The following is a 20590-nucleotide window of genomic DNA, read 5'->3' on the forward strand; positions in this document are numbered from 1 at the left end:
CATGCTCGACGTCACACTGCTCGCCGCGGCCCACGAAGAACTCGCGCCCCTGCTGGCGCCCCCGGTCGTGATCTCGCTGGTGTTCGGCGTCTTCTTCCTGTTCCTCGGCTACGTCGTGTGGAGCTACCGCGACGTGGCGAACCGCAGCCCCCGCAAGGCGAAGACGCAGGAGCACAAGGCCGGGCCCATCGACGAATACGGCCACCCCGAATCGCACTGACGCGAGAGACGGACACCATGGTCGCGGCGGACAGCCCGATGTCGTCGTCGGGCGCGATGTCGACCGGTGACGAGTCGTCGGCTGGAGCCGCGGCCGAGTCGGTCCGTCGACCCCGCGTCGGCATCATGGGTGGCACGTTCGACCCCATCCACCACGGCCACCTCGTCGCCGCCAGCGAGGTGGCGTCGTCGTTCGACCTCGACGAGGTGCTGTTCGTCCCCACGGGTCAGCCCTACATGAAGACGGGTGTCACGGACGGCGAGCACCGGTACCTCATGACGGTGATCGCGACCGCGTCGAACCCCATGTTCACGGTCAGTCGACTCGACATCGATCGACACGGTCCCACCTACACGATCGACACACTGCGCGACGTCCGGGCCCAGCGACCCGACGCGCAGCTCTTCTTCATCACGGGCGCCGACGCCGTGGCGCAGATCCTCGACTGGAAGGACGTCCAGGAGCTCTGGGACCTCGCGCACTTCGTCGCGGTCTCCCGGCCGGGTCACGACCTCACCGTTTCCGGATTGCCCGAGAGCGACGTAAGCTTGCTCGAAGTCCCCGCGCTGGCCATCTCGTCGACCGACTGCCGCGCTCGGGTCGCCCGAGACTCCCCGGTCTGGTACCTGGTCCCCGACGGGGTCGTCCAGTACATCTCCAAGCACCACCTGTATCGGAGCGTTGCATGAGTTCGTCCGACGGCCAGCCGCCTCTCACCCGACGGCAGGTTCGAGACCTCGAGCGTGCGCGCGAGGCGGGCCGGGCGATCACCGGCGCCGTCCCCGTCGTCGCCCCGTCGTCGTCTCCGACCGCCGCTCCGGCGTCGACCCCGACGCCCGCCTCGGCTCCCGAGCCCTCGTCGGCTCCGAGTCCGGCGGCACCCGCATCGGCTCCTGAGCCCGCGTCGGCTCCCAGCTCGGCCAACCCTGATTCGGCTCACGAGTCCGTGGTCGCGCCGGCGTCGGCCCCCGACCCCGTGTCGTCAGCCGACCAGGCGCCGGCCTCCGTCCCGGCCCCCGGCTCCGTCTCGTCGCCCGAGCGCGGCCTCACGCGCCGCGAGCTGCGGGCGCTCCGCGAGTCGCAGTCGGGCCGGCCCGCCGAGCCCGTGCCGCTCCAGGCTCCCGGCCCCGAGCCGCGCCGGCCGCTGTCCGAGGCGCTCAGCACCGTCGACGAGTTCATCGCGCCGGGTGGCGCATCGGGCGTCGGCGGCGAGCACGACACCTCCGCCGCCGACTCGTCCCCGCTTCCCACGCCCGCCGGTCAGAACCCGTCGGGGCCCGTCGACGCGGCGACCGACGGCGATGCCGACGACTCGACCCGCCCCTCCTCGGGGCAGACCCCCGCATTGCGTCCCGCGTCGTTCGACCGGCGGGATGACTCCGCGCCGGCGGCTCCCGCCGCCGTGCGCCCCATCGTCCCGACCGTCCCCGCGTCGGCGCCCGAGTCGAACGGCCTCGTGCCGCCCGTCGGTCACTGGACGAGTCAGAGTGCGGCGCCCGACGACGAGACGGCTCCCGGTCGCGCGCTCGGCACGCACACCGGGCAGACGAACGCGCTGATCCTCACCGATCAGCAGATCGCCGACGTCACCGGGGCGCTGAACGCCACCGGCGAGATCATCATCACCGGGTCGATCGACCTGCCGCGGAGCCTCGGCGCGACGGGGTCGCAGGCCCGCGTCGACAACGCCGACATCGACCGCCTCCTCGAGCAGGGCGACGCCGAGAACGCCGAGACCGACGCCGTGCCCGTGCGGGCCAGCCGGGCCATCAGCACCCACACCTCGACCCGGGCCGTCGTGCTCGCGGCGTCGCAGCCGAAGTCGAGTCGACTGCCGTTGTTCCTCGGCATCGGCGGGGGCATCATCGGAGCAGGTATCATCGGTGTGGTCGTCGCGGGTTTCGTGACGGGCATCCTGGGTCAGTGACCCTCGTCATCCTCTGCACCACCGACACGTAAGGCATCCGTGACAGCCACTCCTCGCGCCATCGAGCTCCTGCAGATCGCGGCCCGCGCCGCCGACGACAAGCAGGCCGACGACCTCGTCGCGCTCGACGTCTCCGAGCCGCTGCCCCTGACCGACATCTTCCTGCTGGCCTCCGGTCGAAGCGAGCGCAACGTCGTCGCGATCGCCGGCGAGATCGAAGACAAGATGCTCGAGGCCGGCGTCAAGACGCTCCGTCGCGAGGGTCGTGCCGAGGGCCGGTGGATCCTCCTCGACTTCGGCGACATCGTCGCGCACGTGTTCCACGACGAAGACCGTCAGTACTACTCGCTCGAGCGTCTGTGGAGCGACTGCCCCACGATCCCGATCGAGCTGCCCGAGCCCGCTCAGAACGAGGCGTGACCCGCCCCGTCCCGTCGGACACCGCGAGGTGAACGAGACACCGCATCGCGGCGTGTCGTTCACCTCTCGCATGTCGCGGGCCTAATCCGCGACGGGCCGAGCGGGCCGAGGAGGCGCGGGGCGGTGGTCGAGAGGGGCCGTGTTCAGCACCACTCGATTTCTGTAGTAGGGTTGACGAGTTGCTTCGCAAGGGGCACGAAGAGCAAGACAACTGAACATGGGTCTGTGGCGCAGCTGGTAGCGCACCTGCATGGCATGCAGGGGGTCAGGGGTTCGAGTCCCCTCAGATCCACCATCACTGAAAGGCATCCGCTGAGCGGATGCCTTTCGTCGTTTCACCACACGGTGGCCGGGCGTCGCCACCGATCTCTTTCTGGGAGCGCTCTGCGTATTCGCTCCACGCCTCCGGGCGCGACGGTAGAACTGATGCATGAGCACCGACCAGCCCGGCACCGGCAGCACACCCGAACCGCACGCCACCCCCGCCTCCCACGAGCCGGACCCCCAGGCGCGGCCCGAGGCGACCGCGCCCGCCCCCGACTCCCGCCCGCGACCGGCCTACGGCGAGTACGCGCCGACGCCCGCGGCCGGTTCCGAGCCGCAGCCCGGGCAGACTCCGACGACGCCGCAGCCCGGTCAGGCCCAGGCGCCCGGTTCATCAGCCCCCGCGGGCCCCGCCGTCCCTCCCGTCGCCGGGCGACCGACGACCACCGAGGGCACGCCCGGTCCGCGCGGCACCGGGGCGTTCGCCGGCGCCGGTCACCCGCAGACGCTCGCGACGTTCTCCCGCTACGAGGACGCGCAGTCCGCGGTCGACCTGCTCTCGGACCAGGGGTTCCCGGTCGAGAGCGTCTCCATCGTGGGTCACGACATCCGGACCGTCGAGAACGTCTCCGGTCGTCTCACCAAGGGCGGGGCCGCCGCACGCGGGGCCGGGGGAGGAGCCTGGTTCGGGCTCTTCCTCGGTCTCCTCTTCGGTCTCTTCGCCACGAACGTCGCCTTCATCGGCATCCTGCTGATCGCCGTGGGCGGCGGCGCGCTCTGGGGGGCCCTCTGGGGCTTCGTCGGACATGCGGCCCTGCGGGGGCGTCGCGACTTCGCGTCGACCAAGACCATGGAGGCCGGCAGCTACGAGGTCCTCGTGCGCGGCGAACTCGCGACGCAGGCGCACCAGCTGCTGTCCCAAGGGCGGGGCATGACGCCGTAGTCCGCCCCGTCGGCTATCGAGAGCGGCCCGTCGCATCCGTGCGGCGGGCCGTTCATGCGTCCCCGACATGATTGGGGCACCAAACGTTGGTATGCTAACTGATCGTGAGCCCAAGACGAGATGACCGCGAACCCCGCAGCTACGAGCACGGCAGCCGCTTCGGCGACCTGATCGAGGGGCTCAACCGGCGCCTGCGCCCGTACATCGGCGGGGCGCAGCTCGGGCTCAAGAACGAGGCGCCCCTCGTGCCGCCCGTCCACGGGGGAGCCTGCCCGCTCTGCGGCCACCCGATGGACGAGCACGTCGTCGACCGCTCGGGTGTGCGGACGATGCTGCACTGCCCGGCACCGCAGGCCGAGCAGTGACCACGTCCGACAGCCAGGCGGTGCAGACCGACCCGCCCGCGGTCGATCGTCCGCAGGTCGACCCGCTCGCCCTCGAGAGTCAGATCTGCTTCGCGCTCTCCGTGGCCTCCCGCAGCGTCGTCGCCGCCTACCGCCCGGTGCTCGAGCCGCTCGGGCTGACGCACCCCCAGTACCTCGTGATGCTGGCCCTCTGGCAGGGCCCCGCGCTCGCCCTCAAAGACCTGGCGACGGCGCTGCGTCTCGACCCCGGCACGCTCTCGCCTCTGGTGAAGCGGCTCGAGGCGCAGGGGCTCGTGACGAGGAGGCGCGGGTCGACGGACGAGCGCACGCTCGCCATCGCACTCACCCCGGCCGGTGCGGCCCTCCGGGCCGAGGCCGAGTCGATCCCGGCGCGGATGATGGAGCGCCTCGGGGTCGAGCGCGACGAGCTGGTGGTGCTGCACCGGACCATGTCGAAGCTGATCGCCGCGGCGGGGGGCTGACCCGCGCCTCCTCGGCGGGGTGCTCTGTCGGCGCCTCCGGGTATGCCTAGGCGACGGGCTCAGCGGAGGGGCAGCGGCGCGTGCGCGTCGCGGGACCAGCTGACGGCGAGCGAGTCGTCGAGCGTGCGGATGGCGAGCTCGGAACGGAGGGAGTCCTCGAAGTGACGGGCCGATCGCTCGTCGGCCACGACGACGTCGAGCCGCAGCGAGCCGTGCTCGTCGGTCACGAGCACGGGGCCGTCGGAGAAGCGCACGAGGTACTGGTGCGCGGCGATCGGGAGGCTCTCGTAGTGGCTGCGCAGGCTGCGCTCGAGCAGGCGCACGGAGTCGCTGCCGGTGGTCGGCGTCACACGGGCGCTCATCGCGATCATGCGGGCATGGTGCCCTGCCGAGGCGTCCGCGGGGTGAACGGGACGTGTCGTGCGGGCCGACAGTCATCCGCGGGTGGGTGCGAGTCACCCGGTCCCCTCCTTGGGGGACCGGCTCCGCGGGCGATATCGTCACCTCTGGCGGAACCCGAACCCGCCACCCGTCAGGAGAACACCCCCATGAACCGACTCGCCGGCATCGTCGCCGTCGCTGCGCTCCTGTCTGTGGGGGTGGCGGCCCCGGCCGTCGCAGCCCCCTCGGGCACGAGCAGCACGAGCAGCACCAGCAGCACCAGCAGCACGAAGGGCTCGACCGGCCCGAAGACCGCGACCGGCCCGAAGACCGCGGCCGGCCCGAAGACCGCGACCGGCCCGAAGACCGCGACCTCCCCGAAGAAGAAAGCCGTCGTCAGGGCCCCCTCCGCCCCGCGGTCGGTCACGGCCACCGCGGTCGGGGCGACCTCCGTCGACGTGGGGTGGAAGGCCCCGGCGTCGACCGGCTCGCCGGCCCTCGCGGGCTACTCGGTCACCCTCGTCTCGGTCGGCGGGCATGCCGTCGGGCGGACGATCCGGGTCGGCCCGACGGTGCGGACCGCTCGCATCACCGGGCTGACCCCCGGCAGTCACGCGCGTCTCGAGGTCAAGGCGCGGAACGCGTCGGTCTCGAGCGTCGCCGCCGCGGTGTCGTTCACGCCCGCGACCGCGCCCGTCACCCCCGTGGACGAGGGGACCGCCGTCTTCGCCGTGACGAACGGACGCATCGTGGCGTTCCCGACCGTCGACTCGGCGCCCGTCGACGTCGCCGCGGCGCCGGCCGCACCCGGCGGCTACGACGTGGCCGCGAACGGCGACGTCACGGTTCTCGACTCGGCGGCCGGCACGCTCGTCCGGTACCCCGCCACGCAGGCGGCCCCGGTCGCCCTGGCCACCGGGCTGGCGGGCGCCGACGAGCTGCATGTGTCGCCGAAGGGCGTCGCGTACCTGCTGACCGCCTCGGGTTCGCTCGTCGAGTTCGGCGTCGACGGCACCCGTCGCACGGTCGCCGCGTCGTTCCCCTCGGCGCCCCTGCAGCTGACGGTGCGGGCGGACGGCGACGTCGTCGTGCTGTACACCAGCGTGCTGCGCACCTACCCGGCCGGCGGCGGCGCCCCGGTCGAGAGCATCTTCTCGCAGGGCACCACCCGTCTCGCCGACCTCGTCGCCGGCGCCGGTCGCACGAACTACTTCGAGGCCAACAGCGGCGGCGCCGTGGGTCTCCAGTTCTGGTCGACGGATGACGGCTCGGGCACCTCGGGCGGCAGCCCGTCACTCACCGACCGCACCATCTACGCCGCGGGCGGGTACGGACTGAACGGCTCGTTCTACTCGCTGCAGGCGACGACGTTCTGCCTGCCGCAGGGTGCGAACCGCCCGCCGTGCACGGCCGACCTCGCCACGAAGGACATCGCCGTCACCTCGTCGAGCGGCGTCCGCACGGTGGTGCCCGCCACGGGTCTCGCTCTGCAGAGCCAGACGCGACCCGGCAGCATCGCGGCCGACGCCGACGGGGTCCTCTTCGTCGGGCTCGCCAGCGGTGCCACCCCCGGGCTCTGGAGCATCGCCCCCGCAGGAGGCGCGGCGCAGCTGGTCGAGGAGGGCGCCTTCACCGACGTCCAGGTGATCGACTGACCCCTCCGGCGCGTCGTCTCAGAGCCCAGGGGCTGCTTCGCGCTCGTCGTCGAACTCGGCCACGGTGGCCGTGATCAGCGCCTGCGCGGCGGCGAAGGCCCCGTCGGCGTCGCCGTCGGCGAGGGCGTCCGCCAGGGCGTGGTGCCGCGCCGCGCTGGCGGGGGTGTACTCGGTGATGGTGAAGCGTCGCTCCTCGGTGCGGGTGCGCAGCAGCGCTTCGACCGTCGTGGCGAAGTGGCCGATGACGGCGTTGCCCGAGCCGTGCAGGATCGCCGAATGGAAGGCGATGTCGGCCTCGAGGTACTTCCGCCCGTCGCCCTCGACGCCGGCCTCGACCATGGCGCTGGCCGCCTGGCGGACGAGCGCCGCCTGCAGGGGGTCGAGCCGTCCCGCGCTGAGGCGGGCGGCCACGGGCTCGAGGCCGAGTCGCAGCTCGAGCAGCTCGCGCATCTGCGTGTGGTACTCGGGCCCGCGGCCGCGCCAGACGATGATCTGGGGGCTCATCAGATCCCACGAGGCGCGGGGGAGCACCTGGGTGCCGACCCGCTGGCGTGGCTCGACCATGCCGAGCGACTGCAGCACCCGGAGCGACTCGCGCAGCACAGAGCGGGAGACCGAGAATCGGACGGCGAGCTCGTCGAGGTTCACGATGGACCCCGGGCCGAGTCGACCGTCGACGATCTCCTGACCGAGGACGTCGACCACCTGAGCGTGCAGACCGCGCTCACGGGATGACTGGAGTCCGGGCGTCATCGTCAGCTCCTGGGATCGGGGCGAGGGCGCCTTGCCGGGTGGGTCGCCCTGTGGCAGACTCCATAAATCTGATTTATCAGCATCGATCAGATCGACTCGCGCCTCAAGACTGCCAGATCGACGGGTGGCCGGCGCGAGGCGCCGCCCGTTCGAACCCGCACCATCCCCCTGACGACGAGGTCGCGACGACGCGTCCTCGAAAGGACGCGACAGCATGACCCCCAGCGCTGCGGCACCCGCCGCTCCCACCACTCCGAGCAGCGAGACGCCCGTGTCGGCAGGCGGGATCGTCTGATGGCCGTCGTCGAGAACGCGGGTCGCGCCTCCTCGGGGCCGTACGCCACCGATCCCGTGCTGGTCGTGATGGGCGTCTCCGGCTCGGGCAAGTCGACCCTCGCCGCGATGCTCGCCGAGCAGCTCGGCTGGGACTTCTACGAGGGCGACGACCTGCACCCCGACGAGAACGTCGCCAAGATGGCCGCGGGCACGCCCCTCGACGACGACGATCGGGCCCCCTGGCTCGACACGGTGTCGTCGTGGATCATCGAGCACGCCATGGCGGGCGTGCCGGGCGTCATCACCTGCTCGGCGCTGAAGCGCAAGTACCGCGACGTGCTGCGCGAGAACAACGTCGTCTTCGTCTACCTCCGGGGCACCCGCGAGATGCTCGGCGACCGCATGGCGTCGCGCGAGGGGCACTTCATGCCGAGCGCTCTGCTCGACTCGCAGGTCGCCACGCTCGAGCCGCCGCAGGCCGACGAGCGGCACGTGGTCGTCGACGCGGGGCGCGCACCGGCCGAAGAGGTCGACGACGTCATCCGGCTGCTGGGTCTGACGCGCGCCTGAGCGGGGCCGAGGCGCCCGGCCTCACGGGGGCCCGGCGCATCGGCGGCCCCGGCAGGGTCAGGCGGGTGCGCCGGCCAGGGCCGCCACCGAGACGACCGTGGCCTGGTCGCGGTCGAGGTCGATGATCGCGAGGTGGTCGAGGATGAGCACGGCGCCGACCGACAGCGCCGCCTGCCGGGTCGCCGTGACGTGCGGTCGATACCCCGCGCCGTTCCGGTCGGGATCGTCCGCGGCCCAGCCGACCGACTCGAGCGCGGCGAGCAGGCTGGTGTGCAGCGCGGTCAGCAGCTCGGGCTCGACCAGGGCGACGGGCATGTCGCGGTCGCGCCCGAACCGGGCCGTGGCGCCGATCGCCGTGGGGATGGGCTGGGTGCCCGCGGCGACGCCCGCGACGGCGTCCTCGACCGCGCGGCGCCCCGACAGGGCGGTGAACGGCGGCACGACGGTGGCGTGCAGCGGCAGGCGCCCGACGGTGTGACGGTCTCCGACGACGAGGGCGTCGATCGGGGCGATGATGGCGTAGTGCGGCACGTCCGTCACGCTACGCGCGGGCCCCTGCGCGGACCGCCGACGACTGCCCCGTCGGGGGACACGTCAGGAGGCGCGGGCCGGGCCCGTCGACCCCGGCGTGCGACCGCTCGCCGCGCGGGCGCGGGCCGTCTCGCTGCGCGGACCCACAGGGACCGAGCGGGTCGCCTGCGCGAGACCCGACGCGGGGATGTCGACGTACATGCTCTCGGCGCGGTCGACGACGAACGTCTCGTGCCAGATGCCGACGGCGCCCGGGGCCGAGCGGGCCCGGCGGTTGAAGGCCGTCCAGGCCGGGCGGTGCGCCTGGTCGGGCGAGCTCGCGTAGGCGTACAGCTTCTCGAGCGACGTCCAGTACTGGACGAGCACCGGCCCGCCGCGGCCGATCGTGACGCGGAAGCCGGCGAGACCGCTGTCGGGGTCGCGCATGAGCTCCGTGAGCATCGGCGTCATGGCGCCGAAGACGGGCAGCCACTGGTCGGGTCGCCACCAGCGGTTGACGGTCATGCCGATCAGGAACACCACGAGCTCGCCGTCGTGCTCGTGCGTCGTGCGGTTCGGCTTCGGCTTGACTCTCGTCATGGTCTCTCCTTAGATGGATAGTGCGGCTCTCCAATAATGGAGAGTCCTGCTATCCAATGTCAAGAGGAACCGTGCGCATCTCCCAGCTGGCCGAGACGACCGGGGTGCCGGTCGCCACGATCAAGTACTACCTGCGCGAGGGTCTGCTGCCCGAGGGCGAGCGCACGAGCGCCACCCAGGCGCAGTACGGCGACGACCACGTGCGCCGAATCCGGCTCGTCCGGGCCCTCGTGGGCGTCGGCGGGCTCAGCGTCGCGACGGCGCGCAGCGTGCTCGAGCAGCTGGACACCGAGCACGACTCGGTCGCCGAGATGCTCGGAGTCGCCCAGGGGGCGGTGACCCCGACCGCCGCCGACGGGCTCGACGTCGGTCGCGCCCGTGCCCTCGTCGACGGCTGGGGGTGGTCGATCGATCCCGGCTCGCACGACGTCCTCGCGGCCCTCGAGGTCGCGATCTCCGGGCTGGAGGCCGCCGGCTTCGATCTGCCTGACGGACGGCTGGACGGCTACGCGCAGGCCATGGCGACGGTCGCCGAGGCCGAGATCGCCGGCATCCCGGTCGACTCGGTCGACGCCGCCGTGCAGTACGTCGTGCTCGGCACGGTGCTCGTCGAGCCGCTGCTGCTCGCGCTCCGGCGCCTGGCCCAGCAGGACGCCTCCTGGCGCCGCTTCGGGGTCTGACACCGCGCCTCCTGCCGGATGCGGGCGGCTCGTCCGTCGACCGGGCGGCTCGACCGTCGACCGGGCGGGACCTCAGGAGGTGCGGGCCACGCCCCGCAGACCGACGAACGAGACGACCGCACTCGCACCGAGCAGCAGGGCGACCACGACGACGACGCGATGGAACCCGTCGACCGTCAGCGCGCCTCCGGCGATGACGCCCAGGAACGCGACCGCGACCAGCCCCGAGACCCGCGAGATCGCGTTGTTGACGGCGGAGGCGATCCCCGACTGCGCGGCCGGGATCTGCGACAGCACCGTCGAGGTGAGCGGCGCGACCGTCACCGCGAGACCGAATCCGAACAGGACGACGCCCGGCACGATCTGCCACCAGACGTCGATCGGCTCGCGGACGAGCAGCATCCACAGGAACCCCGCCGCCGTGATCAGCGGCCCGACGGTCATGAACAGGCGCGGGCCGTGCCGGGCGGCGAGGGTGCCGAACAGGGTCGAGAACAGCAGCGACACGATCGTGGTGGGCAGCGTCACCAGCCCGGCGAGCGTGGCCGAGAGCCCCGCGAGCTCCTGCACGACGAGCGGGATGGTCAGCGTGCCGAGGTTCAGGGCGGAGTAGACGCCGACGGTGGCCAGGTTGCCGACCGTGAAGGCGCGGGTGCGGAAGAGCGAGAGCGGCATCATCGGGGCGGGGGCGCGGCGCTCCCACCAGACGAAGGCGACCAGCGCGGCGAGGCCGACGACGAGTGGCACGACGACGAACCAGGCGCCGAAGCCGACCCGCTGCCCCTCGATCAGCGCGAAGACCGGGCCGGCGAGACCGACCGCGGCGAGCACGGCGCCGATGGCGTCCACGCGCGGGGGAGCACCGACCGAGCCGCGGTGCGCATCGCCGGGGAGGCGCGTCATCAGCAGCAGGGTCAGGACGACGGGCACCACCACGACGGCGAACACCCAGCGCCAGCCGATCGTGTCGACGAGGGCCCCGCCGGTCAGCGGGCCGATCAGGAACGCGACGCCCGTCCAGGCCGTCCAGCTGCCGATGGCCCGGCCCTGCGCCGGGCCGCTGAACGTCGACGTGATCAGCGCGAGACTGCTCGGCACGAGCAGCGCCGCCGCCACGCCCTGCAGAGCGCGCGCCGCGATCAGCAGACCGGGGTCGGGCGCGAGGGCGGCGAGCACGCTCGTGACGGCGAACGCGATCAGCCCGGCCCGCAGCACCCGCACGCGGCCGAAGGTGTCGCTGAGCGAGCCGGCCACGAGCATCAGCGAGCCGAGGGCCAGCAGATAGGCGTCGACCACCCACTGCTGCAGGGCGAGGTCGGCGCCGGCGGCCGCCCCGGTGCCCGAGCCCGCGAGCTCTCGCGCGATGGCGGGCAGCGCCACCGTCACGATCGAGCCGTCGAGGAACGCCACGAACGACGCCAGCACGGCCACGACGAGGACGACGCGCCGGCCGCGCAGGGTGGCGGCGTCGCTCGGGGCCGGGGGAGGTGTGCTCATGCTGCACTCAACACCCGGAGGACCCCGAGCGATACCCCGCCGTCCCCGTACGCCGCCACGAACTCAACAGGCCGCCATGCCATTCGGTGGCGGGATGTCGAGTTCGTGGCGGTGTGGCGGTGTGGCCCGACAGCCCGCCCTCACCCCTCGCGGACGACGTCAGCCGGCGACTTGTCCGGGCGCCAGCCGCGCCACGCGGGCTGACGCAGCCGCCCCGTCGAGGTCCACTCGGCGATCGACACCTCGCCGACCCGCGACGGCGTCACCCAGTGCGCGTCGCGCGCGTCGGCCGCCGGCACGCCGACCAGCGGGCTGGTCTTGCGCTCCGCCGCGCGCAACGACGGCAGCAGCTCGTCGAGCTCGCGGTCGGTGAAGCCGGTGCCGACGCGCCCGACGTACATCAGCCCCTCGTCGCCGGGGACCCCCATCAGCAGCGAGCCGATTCCGTCGGCCCGACGCCCGGCACCGGGCCGCCACCCCGCGATCACGACCTCCTGCGTCTGGTGGTGCTTCATCTTGATCCAGGCCCGCGAGCGCCGCCCGACGCTGTACGCGGCGTCGCGGCGCTTGGCGACCACCCCCTCGAGTCGGAGCCGCTTCGACGTCGCGACCGCCGCCTCCTGATCGCCGTCGAACGCCGGGGGCACGTCGATCGCGCCGCCCGAGTCGACGATGCGCGTCAGCACCTCGCGCCGATCGTCGTACGGGTCTCGCACGAGCGACCGGCCCTCGGCCCGCATCACGTCGAAGAGCAGGTACCGGACGGGCGCGTCTGCGGCGACCCGGGCGATGTCGCGCGGGCGGCTCAGCCCCATGCGGCGCTGCAGCAGGCCGAAGTCGGGGCGACCCTTCTCGTCGACTGCCACGATCTCGCCGTCGAGGACCGCGCCTCCCTCGCTGTCGACCCGCTCGGCGAGCTCCTGCAGCTCGGGGTAGGCGGGGGTGAGGTCGTTGCCGTTTCGGCTGGTGAACGTGACGGCTCCGTCGTGCACGATCGCGACGGCGCGGATGCCGTCCCACTTCATCTCGAACGCCCAGTCGCCATCGGCCAGGTCGTGCGCGTCGCCCGTCGTCGCGAGCATCGGCGCGACCGGGTCGGGCGCGGTTGCGGTTCCGGGTGCGTGTTCGGGTGCGGGTAACTCCTGCTTCCCGTCGCGAGCCGAGGAGGCGCGGCCCGACTTCCCGGGGGAGTCGCTGCGCGAACGCGACACCCGTGAGGAGTTGCCGACGCGCGAGCCGCCGCCGCTGCCGTTCTTGCCGCTGGCGCTGCTGCCGCCGCCACCGCTCTTGCCGCCGCTCTTGCCGCTGCCGTCGGAGTCGTCCTTCATGCGGTGGATCAGCCAGTTCGACTCGGCCCGCCCACCGCCGTGGCCCGTGTGGATCAGCGCGACGCGTCGGGTGCCGCGCTGCTCGCCGTGCAGCACGACGATGACCTCCTCGCCGTCGCGCCACTTCTCGAGCTCGTACTCGCCCGAGTCCCAGATCGTGACCTCGCCCGCGCCGTACTCGCCCTTCGCGATGGTGCCCTCGAAGGTGCCGTACTCGAGCGGGTGGTCCTCGGTCTGGACGGCGAGGTGGTTCGTGCCCGGGTCGTCGGGCTCGCCCTTCGGCAGGGCCCAGCTGACCAGCACGCCGTCGTGCTCGAGGCGGAAGTCCCAATGCAGCGAGCTGGCGTGGTGCTCCTGGATGACGAAGCTCGTGCCGTCGGTCGAGGCAGGGGCCTCGGCGGGCACCGGCTCGGCGGTCTTCGACGCGTCGCGCTTCGAGCGGTAGACCTCGAGGCGGTCGCGCACCTTCTCGGACGGGTCGTGGTCGGGGGCCTCGGTGTTGCGGAAGTCCTCGCCCAGCTCGCCCGACGGCACCGGCACGTGCGCCGACACGTCGGCCAGGGGGTCGCCACGCCGCTTCAGACGCGAGAGCACGTCGGTGTACTCGAGCTGCACCAGCGACTTCGACGCGAGCTCGCGCCAGGTGCGCGGCATCGCGACGGTCGGCCGCGTCCGCCCACGGAGCGAGTACGGAGCGACCGTCGTCTTGTTGCCGTTGTTCTGCGACCAGTCGAGCAGAACCTTGCCCCGGCGGTCGGCCCTGCCCATCGTGCTGAGCACGAGATCCGGGTGGTCGGCCTCCATCGCGCGGGCCAGCTCGTGGGCGACCTCGCCGACCTGGGCGCTGGTCTGCTTCCCGTCGAGCCGCGCGTACAGGTGCACGCCCTTGCTGCCGCTCGTCACGGGCATCAGCTCGAGTCCCATGCCCTCGACGATGGGCCGAAGCAGCTTCGCCACGCCGACGCACTCGGCGAGGCCGACGCCTTCGCCCGGGTCCAGGTCGAGCACCAGCCGGTCGGGGTTCCGCTGCGCCCCCTTCGGGCCGAACCGCCATTGCGGCACGTGCACCTCGAGCGCGGCGACCTGCGCCAGCCAGGTGAGCGTCGCGACGTCGTTCACCATCGGGTAGACGTTGGCGTGGTCCTTGTGCTCGATGGTGTGCCGGGCGACCCAGTCGGGCGCGGAGTCGGGCAGGTTCTTCTCGAAGAACACCTCGCCGTCGACGCCGTTCACCCAGCGCTTTCGGGTGGCCGGCCGACCCTCGACGTGCGGCAGCATCCACTCCGCGACGGCGGCGTAGTAGCCGAGCACGTCGGCCTTGGTCGTGCCGGCGTCGGGGTACAGCACCTTGTCGAGATTCGTCAGCTGCAACCGGTGCCCGCCGACCTCGACCGTCTCGCCGCGTCCCTTGCCCGCCATCGCGCGCCTCCTCGTGTCGTGTGGTTCTCGTTCTACCCGGCTGCGGCGGGTCCGTGTCGTCCGCGGCGGGTCGGCGCCGATCCGCCGCCGACGACGCGGACCCGCCCCATCGACCGCGGCCCGCCACCCCGCACGAGCGGGAGGACGGGCCGTGGTGGGACGACGGAGCCGAGGAGGCGCGGTGTCAGACCGCCGGCATGGCTCCGGCGATCGTGATGGTCGCGCCCGAGGTGTAGCTCGACTCGGGGCTGACCAGGTGCACGTAGGCGGCGGCGAGCTCGGCCGGCTGGCCGGGGCGGCCGAACGGCGCCTGGCCGCCGAACTCCGACACCGTCTCGGCGTCGTCGGAGCCGGGCTGCAGGGGTGTCCAGACCGGGCCGGGGGAGACCTGGTTGACGCGGATGCCCTTGGGCGCCAGCTGCTGGGCGAGACCGGCGGTGAAGACGCCGATCGCACCCTTGGTGAGCGCGTAGTCGATCTTGTCGGGGCTCGGCTGCGTGCCCTGCACCGAGCCGGTCGTCACGATCGACGAACCGGGCTCGAGGTGGGGGATGGCCGCCTGGGTCAGCCAGAACAGCGAGTAGACGTTGGTCTTGATGGTCGAGTCGATGTCCTCCGTGGTGAGCGTGAGGATGTCGTCGTTGCTCTTCATCCGGCCGGCGACCATGACGAGGGTGTCGAGCCCGCCGAGCTCGTCGACGGCGGTCTGCACGAGGTCGCGGCAGTACTGCTCGTCCGAGATGTCGCCGGGCACGAGCACGGCGCGGCGCCCCTCGCCCTCGAGCAGGTCGCGCACCTCCTCGGCGTCCTTCTGCTCGCTGGGCAGGTAGCTGAGCACGAGGTCGGCGCCCTCGCGGCTGAGCGCGATCGCGGCGGCGCGACCGATGCCCGAGTCCGCGCCGGTGACGACGCCGCGGAAGCCGGTGAGGCGCTCCTTGCCGACGTAGCTGGTCTCGCCGTGGTCGGGCTTCGGGTCCATCTTCCAGGCCTCGCCCGGCAGCGACTGCTCCTGCTTCGGGAACGGCGGGGCGGGGTACAGGTCGACCGGGTTCTTCTTGTCGTATTGGCTCATGCCGTCCACGGTGCCCGCACAGCGCCTCCTGCGCTCAGGGGGTGTACCCCGCAGACGGGCATTCGGAGGCCATGCGGAGAAAGATGTCGGGCATGCGATCGATCTGGAAGGGCGCGATCACGTTCGGGCTCGTGAACGTGCCCGTCAAGCTGTACAGCGCCACGGAGGACCACGACGTCTCGCTGCATCAGGTGCACGACGCCGACGGCGGCCGGATCCGGTACCAGCGGAAGTGCGAGATCTGCGGCAGGGTCGTCGACTACGAGCACATCGACAAGGCGTTCGACGACGGCGACCGCACCGTGGTGATCACGGGTGACGACCTGAAATCGCTGCCGGAGGAGAAGTCGCGCGAGATCGACGTGCTCGAGTTCGTGCCCAGCGATCAGCTCGACCCGATCATGCTCGACCGCAGCTACTTCCTCGAGCCGGACGGCACCTCGCCCAAGGCCTACGTGCTGCTGCGCCGGACCCTCGAGGAGACCGACCGCACGGCCATCGTCCACTTCTCGCTGCGGCAGAAGACGCGCCTCGCCGCGCTGCGGGTGCGCGGCGATGTGCTGATGCTGCAGACGCTGCTCTGGGACGACGAGGTGCGGGAGGCGCGGTTCCCGGCGCTCGAGAAGCAGACCCGCATCAGCGACAAGGAGCTCGACATGTCGTCGTCGCTCGTCGACTCGCTGAGCGACGATTTCGAGCCGGCGGACTTCAGCGACGACTACCAGGAGGAGCTGCGCCAGCTGATCGACGCGAAGCTGGAGGAGGGCGAGTCGCTCGACACGGACGCCACCTTCGGCGAGAAGCCGGAGGACGACGAGGGCGAGGGCGGCGAGGTCATCGACCTGATGGAGGCGCTGCGCCAGTCGGTCGAGAAGAACCGGTCGGGAGGCGCACGCAAGCCCGCGAAGAAGTCGGCGGCCTCGTCGTCGACGTCGAAGCCCGCGGCGAAGAAGTCGCCTGCGAAGAAGGAGTCCGCGAAGAAGGAGTCCGCGAAGAAGGAGTCCGCGAAGAAGAAGACGGCCCCGAAGAAGGCCGGCTGACCGCGAGGGTCAGTGTTCGCGGAGCGCCTCGATCAGGTCGGCCTTCTTCAGGTCGGAGTAGCCGGTCACGCCGAGTTCCTTCGCGCGTCCCTTGAGCTCCTCCACCGTCCAGTCGTCGTACGAACCGGACCTCCCGCCCTTGGCGGCCACCTTCTTCTCGCTGTTCCCCTTCTGAGCGGCGGCGTTCGAGATGCGCGCAGCCTTCTCCTTCGACGCCCCCTCGTCGCGGAGCGCCTCGTACATGTCGGGGTTCTTCAGCTGCGGGGGAGTCTCGTCCTTCGGCGTCATGCGCCCGACCGTACGCCCGGCGCGGCGGCTTGTCGCACGCCTCAGGCGCCGAACTGCCAGCCGGTGACGTCGGGGTGGTCCTCGCCGTGCTCGTACGCGTACGCCCGGGCGGCCTCGCGGCGCGACTCGAAGTCGGCCACCAGCTCGGGGTGCTCGTCGGCCAGACCGGGCACGCGGTGCAGCACGTCGAGCACCAGCCGGTAGCGGTCGATGTCGTTGAGCATGGCCATGTCGAACGGCGTCGTGGTGGTGCCCTTCTCCTGGAAACCCCGCACGTGCAGCTCGTCGTGGTTCGTGCGCCGGTAGGTCAGCTGGTGCACGAGCGACGGGTAGCCGTGGAAGTCGAAGACGACCGGCTTCGAGGTCGTGAAGAGCGCGTCGAAGTCATCGCTCGTCAACCCGTGCGAGTGCTCGCGGACGTCCTGCAGACGCATGAGGTCGACGACGTTGACCACCCGGGTGCGCAGCGACGGCAGCACCTGACGCAGCAGATCGGCGGCGGCGACGGTCTCGAGGGTCGGCACGTCGCCGGCGCAGGCCAGCACGACGTCGGGGTCGACGCCGTCGACGGGGGTGCCCTCGGTGCCGGCCCACTCCCAGATGCCCACGCCGCGGCGCACGTGCTCCTCCGCCTCGGCGAGCGACAGCCATGCGGGCGACTCCTGCTTGCCCGCCACGATGACGTTGACGGTGTCCGTGGTGCGGAACGCGTGGTCGGCGACGGCGAGCAGCGAGTTGGCGTCGGGTGCCAGGTAGATGCGCACGAGGTGCGCCTGCTTGTTGACGACCACGTCGAGGAACCCCGGGTCCTGGTGCGAGAACCCGTTGTGATCCTGTCGCCAGACGTGCGACGACAGCAGGTAGGTGAACGACGAGATGGGGGCGCGCCAGTCGATCTCGTCGGCGCTCTCGAGCCACTTGGCGTGCTGGTTGAACATCGAGTCGACGATGTGCACGAACGCCTCGTAGGTGTTCAGCAGCCCGTGCCGCCCGGTCAGCAGATAGCCCTCCATCAGACCCTGCAGGAGGTGCTCGCTCAGCACCTCCATCACCCGCCCGCTGCGCGCGACGTGCTCGTCGTCGGGCCAGACGTCGGCCGACCAGACCCGGTCGGTCACCTCGAACACCGGGTCGAGTCGGTTCGACACGGTCTCGTCGGGCCCGAACAGCCGGAAGGTCGAGGGGTTGTCGCGCACGATCTCGGTCAGCCACCGGCCGAGCACGCGCGTGGCCTCGGCCTGCGTCCGGCGGTCGTCCGACGTCTCGACGGCGTGCCGGCGGTAGTCGGTCAGAGTGAGCTCGCGACGCACGAGTCCGCCGTTCGAGGCCGGGATCGCGCTCATCCGCTTCTCGCCCTCGGGCCGGAGGTCGCCGAGCCAGGCGGCGGGGCGCCCGTCGTCGTCGAAGGCTCGTCCGGTCGGTACGAGCGCATCCACGCGTCGAGCTGCTCGCGGTGCTCGTCGTTCTCGCGGACTCCGCTGAGCGGCACCTGGTGGGCGCGCCAGGTGCCCTCGATGCGCTCTCCGTCGACCACCGCGGGCCCCGTCCAGCCCTTCGGGGTCTTGAGCACGATCATCGGCCAGCGGGGGCGCTCGCCGCCGTCGCCGGTGCGCGCCTCCTGCTGCAGCTCGTCGATGCGGGCGAAGGCCCGGTCGAGGGCCGCCGCCATCCGTTCGTGCACCCGCATCGGGTCCTCGCCGTCGAAGCCGCCCGCGACGACGATCGGGTCGTGACCGTACCCGCGCATCAGCTCGAGCAGCTCGCTCTCGGGGATGCGCGAGAGCACCGTCGGGTTGGCGATCTTGTAGCCGTTGAGGTTCAGGATCGGCAGCACGGCGCCGTCGTGACGGGCGTCGAGCAGCTTGTTCGCGTGCCAGCTGGTCGCCAGCGGCCCCGTCTCGGCCTCGCCGTCGCCGATCACGCAGACGGCCACGAGATCGGGGTCGTCGAGCACGGCGCCGTACGCGTGACTCAGCGAGTAGCCGAGCTCGCCGCCCTCGTTGATCGAACCGGGCGTCTCGGGTGCCGCGTGCGAGGGGATGCCGCCCGGGAACGAGAACTGCTTGAAGAGCTTCTGCAGCCCCCTCGCATCGGGTGTGATCTCGGGGAACAGCTCGGAGTACGTGCCTTCGAGGTACGTGTTCGCCACCATGGCCGGCCCGCCGTGCCCCGGGCCGCAGACGTACAGCAGATCGCGGTCGTCCCGGCGGATGACGCGGTTCAGGTGCGCGTAGACGAAGCTCAGCGCCGGAGACGTGCCCCAGTGTCCGAGGAGGCGCGGCTTGATGTCGTCGCGCGCGATCGGCCGCGTGAGCAGCGCGTTCTCCATCAGGTAGATCTGCCCCACGGTGAGGTAGTTGGCGGCCCGCCACCACGCGTCGACGAGAGCGAGCTCGTCGTCGGCGGCTGTCGGGACGGGGGCGGATGCGGGGCTGCTCATACGGCCTCCTTCTGGTCGTCGGTCGCGTCGGTGCTCAGCTCGTGGATGGTGATGGCGGCGTTGACCAGCGCGAGGTGGCTGAGGCCCTGCGGCATGTTGCCGAGGAACTGGCCGTCGTCGGCGCTGATCATCTCGGTCATGAGACCGAGGTCGTTGGTCTGGTCGACGAGCTCGTCCATCAGGGCCACCGCCTCCTCCTGCCGGCCGACGCAGGCGAGGGCGCTCGCCATCCAGAAGGCGCAGGCCACGAAGGTGCCCTCCTCCTGGTGGACGTCGCTGTAGCGGAACACCAGCGGCCCCGCCCCGAGCTCGCGGCGGATGGCGTCGATGGTGCTCGACATGCGCTCGCCGCGGTCGAAGCCGCTGGGGGCGTGCAGCAGCACCGAGGCGTCGAGCTTGTCGCTGCCCGGGTACATCACGTACGCCCCGAGCTCCTCCGACCAGCCGTGCTCGTCGATCCACTCGACGATGAGGTCGCGGTTCTTCTTCCAGTGCTCGAGGTCGTCCGGGTCGGGGTGCATCTGACCGATCTCGGTCAGCCGCAGCGCCGAGTCGATCGCCTGCCAGCAGCCCATCTTGCTGCTGACGTAGTGCTGCTCGTCGCCCAGCTCCCACATGCCCGAGTCCTTCTCCTGCCAGCGACGGCAGGCGTCGTCGGCGAAGCTCGCGAGGAGGTCGCCGGTCGAGACGTCGAGGATGTTCCCGTCGTCGGCGTACTGGCTCATGATCGACAGGATGTCGGCGAAGGTGCCGAGCTGCAGCTGCTCACCGGCCGGGTTGCCCTTGTAGACCGGTCCGATGCCGCGCCAGCCCTCGGATCCGGTCTCGTGCGTGCCGTCGGGCACGGTGCCGTCGAGGTTGAGGAAGATGTGCATCGTGCGGCCGTTGGCCTTGAGAGCCGAGAGCATCCACGACACGGCCGCCTGGGTCTCCTCGCGGAGGCCGAAGCGGACGAGGGCGTTCACCGTGTAGGCGAGATCGCGCACCCATGCGAACCGGTAGTCCCAGTTCTTGTCGCCGGTGAAGTTCTCGGGCAGCGCGGCGGTCGCCGCCGCCGCGATCGCGCCGGAGGGGCTGTAGATGAGGAGCTTCAGGGCGAGGGCGCTGCGCTGGACCTGCTCGGCCCAGGGGCCGTCCCAGTTGAACTCGTCGGACCAGGTCTGCCAGTTTGGCGACGGTGCGGTCGATCCCCCGGTCGACGACGTGCGGATCGGGCAGGTGCAGGGGTTCGTCCTCGACGCCGCAGAGGCACAGGAGCGAGCGCGACCCCGGCTCCGTCGTGAACTCGCCCCAGAATCGGTGCGGGCCCCCGTGCGTCTCGCCGTCGCCCGGCTCGGTCGAGTCGATGCGGCCGTGACCGAAGCCGACCAGGGCGATGTTGATGTCGGCCGCGCGCAGGACGGGCCCGTGCAGCGTGTCGAACCGTCGGATCGGATGCGTGCCGAACGTGTTGCCGGGCA

Annotated in this window: 20 protein-coding genes, 1 tRNA gene and 1 pseudogene; 12 read left to right on the forward strand and 10 right to left on the reverse strand. The window is 71.8% G+C overall.

The genetic code is table 11. The annotated features are described in order from the left end of the window. The first annotated feature begins 1 nt into the window (after position 1). From ACZZY9_RS14070 to ACZZY9_RS14105, 8 genes are all read left to right on the forward strand, one after another. On the forward strand, positions 2–220 hold the full coding sequence (locus tag ACZZY9_RS14070; protein ID WP_192060026.1) for a hypothetical protein: 219 nt from the start codon (positions 2–4) through the stop codon (positions 218–220). 56 nt (positions 221–276) lie between these two features. Further along, on the forward strand, positions 277–909 hold the full coding sequence (gene nadD / locus ACZZY9_RS14075; protein WP_463464688.1) for a nicotinate-nucleotide adenylyltransferase: 633 nt from the start codon (positions 277–279) through the stop codon (positions 907–909). Beyond that, entirely contained in the window at positions 906–2147 is a 1242-nt protein-coding gene (locus tag ACZZY9_RS14080; protein WP_463464544.1) for a hypothetical protein, read from the forward strand. The genes nadD and ACZZY9_RS14080 overlap by 4 nt, the downstream gene beginning before the upstream one ends. Positions 2148–2186: 39 nt before the next feature. After that, complete coding sequence (gene rsfS, locus ACZZY9_RS14085; protein ID WP_192060030.1) at positions 2187–2567, forward strand: ribosome silencing factor; 381 nt, start codon at positions 2187–2189, stop codon at positions 2565–2567. A gap of 219 nt (positions 2568–2786) precedes the next feature. Further along, positions 2787–2862 (forward strand) — tRNA-Ala (locus ACZZY9_RS14090). 135 nt (positions 2863–2997) lie between these two features. Next, positions 2998–3774 (forward strand): YflT domain-containing protein, encoded by a 777-nt coding sequence (locus tag ACZZY9_RS14095; RefSeq protein ID WP_463464545.1) that lies wholly within the window; start codon positions 2998–3000, stop codon positions 3772–3774. A 104-nt stretch (positions 3775–3878) separates the two neighbouring features. Continuing rightward, on the forward strand, positions 3879–4139 hold the full coding sequence (locus tag ACZZY9_RS14100) for a hypothetical protein (protein ID WP_463464546.1): 261 nt from the start codon (positions 3879–3881) through the stop codon (positions 4137–4139). Then, positions 4136–4621 (forward strand): MarR family winged helix-turn-helix transcriptional regulator, encoded by a 486-nt coding sequence (locus ACZZY9_RS14105; RefSeq protein WP_463464547.1) that lies wholly within the window; start codon positions 4136–4138, stop codon positions 4619–4621. Before ACZZY9_RS14100 ends, ACZZY9_RS14105 begins: the two co-directional genes overlap by 4 nt. 59 nt (positions 4622–4680) lie before the next feature. Here ACZZY9_RS14105 and ACZZY9_RS14110 read toward each other — a convergent pair whose 3' ends face one another. Next, positions 4681–4992 carry a hypothetical protein gene (locus ACZZY9_RS14110; protein ID WP_463464548.1) on the reverse strand — a complete coding sequence of 104 codons (312 nt, stop codon included), beginning with the start codon at positions 4990–4992 and terminating at the stop codon, positions 4681–4683. A 177-nt stretch (positions 4993–5169) separates the two neighbouring features. Between ACZZY9_RS14110 and ACZZY9_RS14115 the strand changes: the two genes are divergently transcribed. After that, complete coding sequence (locus tag ACZZY9_RS14115; RefSeq protein ID WP_463464549.1) at positions 5170–6657, forward strand: fibronectin type III domain-containing protein; 1488 nt, start codon at positions 5170–5172, stop codon at positions 6655–6657. A gap of 18 nt (positions 6658–6675) precedes the next feature. On the opposite strand, the gene ACZZY9_RS14120 is transcribed toward ACZZY9_RS14115, so the two are convergent. After that, positions 6676–7410, reverse strand: coding sequence for a FadR/GntR family transcriptional regulator (locus tag ACZZY9_RS14120; RefSeq protein WP_192060039.1), 735 nt, complete (start codon positions 7408–7410; stop codon positions 6676–6678). A 294-nt stretch (positions 7411–7704) separates the two neighbouring features. On the opposite strand from ACZZY9_RS14120, the gene ACZZY9_RS14125 reads away from it, so the two are divergent. Continuing rightward, positions 7705–8256 carry a gluconokinase gene (locus tag ACZZY9_RS14125; RefSeq protein ID WP_463464550.1) on the forward strand — a complete coding sequence of 184 codons (552 nt, stop codon included), beginning with the start codon at positions 7705–7707 and terminating at the stop codon, positions 8254–8256. 57 nt (positions 8257–8313) lie between these two features. Here ACZZY9_RS14125 and ACZZY9_RS14130 read toward each other — a convergent pair whose 3' ends face one another. Then, positions 8314–8787, reverse strand: coding sequence for a 2'-5' RNA ligase family protein (locus tag ACZZY9_RS14130; protein ID WP_463464551.1), 474 nt, complete (start codon positions 8785–8787; stop codon positions 8314–8316). 63 nt (positions 8788–8850) lie between these two features. Continuing rightward, positions 8851–9366, reverse strand: coding sequence for a DUF4188 domain-containing protein (locus ACZZY9_RS14135; RefSeq protein WP_463464552.1), 516 nt, complete (start codon positions 9364–9366; stop codon positions 8851–8853). 71 nt (positions 9367–9437) lie between these two features. Here ACZZY9_RS14135 and ACZZY9_RS14140 point away from each other — a divergent pair, with 71 nt between their 5' ends. Next, positions 9438–10046, forward strand: a complete 609-nt coding sequence (locus tag ACZZY9_RS14140) for a MerR family transcriptional regulator (RefSeq protein ID WP_463464553.1) — start codon at positions 9438–9440, stop codon at positions 10044–10046. Positions 10047–10118: 72 nt separating this feature from the next. Here the strand turns inward: ACZZY9_RS14140 and ACZZY9_RS14145 are convergent, their stop codons facing one another. The 3 genes from ACZZY9_RS14145 to ACZZY9_RS14155 all read right to left on the reverse strand — a co-directional run bounded on the left by ACZZY9_RS14145 (position 10119) and on the right by ACZZY9_RS14155 (position 15362). Next, positions 10119–11543, reverse strand: a complete 1425-nt coding sequence (locus ACZZY9_RS14145) for an MFS transporter (RefSeq protein WP_463464554.1) — start codon at positions 11541–11543, stop codon at positions 10119–10121. Between the two features lie 140 nt (positions 11544–11683). Beyond that, positions 11684–14290 carry an ATP-dependent DNA ligase gene (locus tag ACZZY9_RS14150; protein WP_463464555.1) on the reverse strand — a complete coding sequence of 869 codons (2607 nt, stop codon included), beginning with the start codon at positions 14288–14290 and terminating at the stop codon, positions 11684–11686. Positions 14291–14474: 184 nt separating this feature from the next. Beyond that, entirely contained in the window at positions 14475–15362 is an 888-nt protein-coding gene (locus ACZZY9_RS14155; protein WP_463464556.1) for an SDR family oxidoreductase, read from the reverse strand. A gap of 92 nt (positions 15363–15454) precedes the next feature. Between ACZZY9_RS14155 and ku the strand changes: the two genes are divergently transcribed. Beyond that, entirely contained in the window at positions 15455–16402 is a 948-nt protein-coding gene (ku, locus tag ACZZY9_RS14160) for a non-homologous end joining protein Ku (protein ID WP_463464557.1), read from the forward strand. Positions 16403–16411: 9 nt separating this feature from the next. On the opposite strand, the gene ACZZY9_RS14165 is transcribed toward ku, so the two are convergent. The 3 genes and pseudogenes from ACZZY9_RS14165 to ACZZY9_RS14175 form a co-directional block, all read right to left on the reverse strand. Further along, positions 16412–16690: a DUF7218 family protein gene (locus ACZZY9_RS14165; RefSeq protein ID WP_463464558.1), complete on the reverse strand. Its 279-nt coding sequence runs from the start codon at positions 16688–16690 to the stop codon at positions 16412–16414. A 41-nt stretch (positions 16691–16731) separates the two neighbouring features. After that, positions 16732–19130 (reverse strand): annotated as a pseudogene (locus tag ACZZY9_RS14170) (phosphoketolase family protein). Then, on the reverse strand, positions 19127–20566 hold the full coding sequence (locus tag ACZZY9_RS14175; protein ID WP_463464689.1) for a glycoside hydrolase family 15 protein: 1440 nt from the start codon (positions 20564–20566) through the stop codon (positions 19127–19129). The pseudogene ACZZY9_RS14170 and the gene ACZZY9_RS14175 overlap by 4 nt, the downstream one beginning before the upstream one ends. Positions 20567–20590 lie beyond the last annotated feature (24 nt).

The sequence above is a fragment of the Frigoribacterium sp. AC394 genome (genome assembly GCF_979258095.1).

Bases quoted from the DNA above. Each gene is read 5' to 3' on its own strand.
- ACZZY9_RS14115 (WP_463464549.1), top strand. From the start codon at position 5,170: ATGAACCGACTCGCCGGCATCGTCGCCGTCGCTGCGCTCCTGTCTGTG.
- ACZZY9_RS14150 (WP_463464555.1), bottom strand. From the start codon at position 14,290: ATGGCGGGCAAGGGACGCGGCGAGACGGTCGAGGTCGGCGGGCACCGG.
- ACZZY9_RS14155 (WP_463464556.1), bottom strand. From the start codon at position 15,362: ATGAGCCAATACGACAAGAAGAACCCGGTCGACCTGTACCCCGCCCCG.
- ACZZY9_RS14110 (WP_463464548.1), bottom strand. From the start codon at position 4,992: ATGATCGCGATGAGCGCCCGTGTGACGCCGACCACCGGCAGCGACTCC.
- ACZZY9_RS14070 (WP_192060026.1), top strand. From the start codon at position 2: ATGCTCGACGTCACACTGCTCGCCGCGGCCCACGAAGAACTCGCGCCC.
- ACZZY9_RS14165 (WP_463464558.1), bottom strand. From the start codon at position 16,690: ATGACGCCGAAGGACGAGACTCCCCCGCAGCTGAAGAACCCCGACATG.
- ACZZY9_RS14120 (WP_192060039.1), bottom strand. From the start codon at position 7,410: ATGACGCCCGGACTCCAGTCATCCCGTGAGCGCGGTCTGCACGCTCAG.
- ACZZY9_RS14135 (WP_463464552.1), bottom strand. From the start codon at position 9,366: ATGACGAGAGTCAAGCCGAAGCCGAACCGCACGACGCACGAGCACGAC.
- ku (WP_463464557.1), top strand. From the start codon at position 15,455: ATGCGATCGATCTGGAAGGGCGCGATCACGTTCGGGCTCGTGAACGTG.
- ACZZY9_RS14125 (WP_463464550.1), top strand. From the start codon at position 7,705: ATGGCCGTCGTCGAGAACGCGGGTCGCGCCTCCTCGGGGCCGTACGCC.
- nadD (WP_463464688.1), top strand. From the start codon at position 277: ATGTCGACCGGTGACGAGTCGTCGGCTGGAGCCGCGGCCGAGTCGGTC.
- ACZZY9_RS14095 (WP_463464545.1), top strand. From the start codon at position 2,998: ATGAGCACCGACCAGCCCGGCACCGGCAGCACACCCGAACCGCACGCC.
- ACZZY9_RS14080 (WP_463464544.1), top strand. From the start codon at position 906: ATGAGTTCGTCCGACGGCCAGCCGCCTCTCACCCGACGGCAGGTTCGA.
- ACZZY9_RS14145 (WP_463464554.1), bottom strand. From the start codon at position 11,543: ATGAGCACACCTCCCCCGGCCCCGAGCGACGCCGCCACCCTGCGCGGC.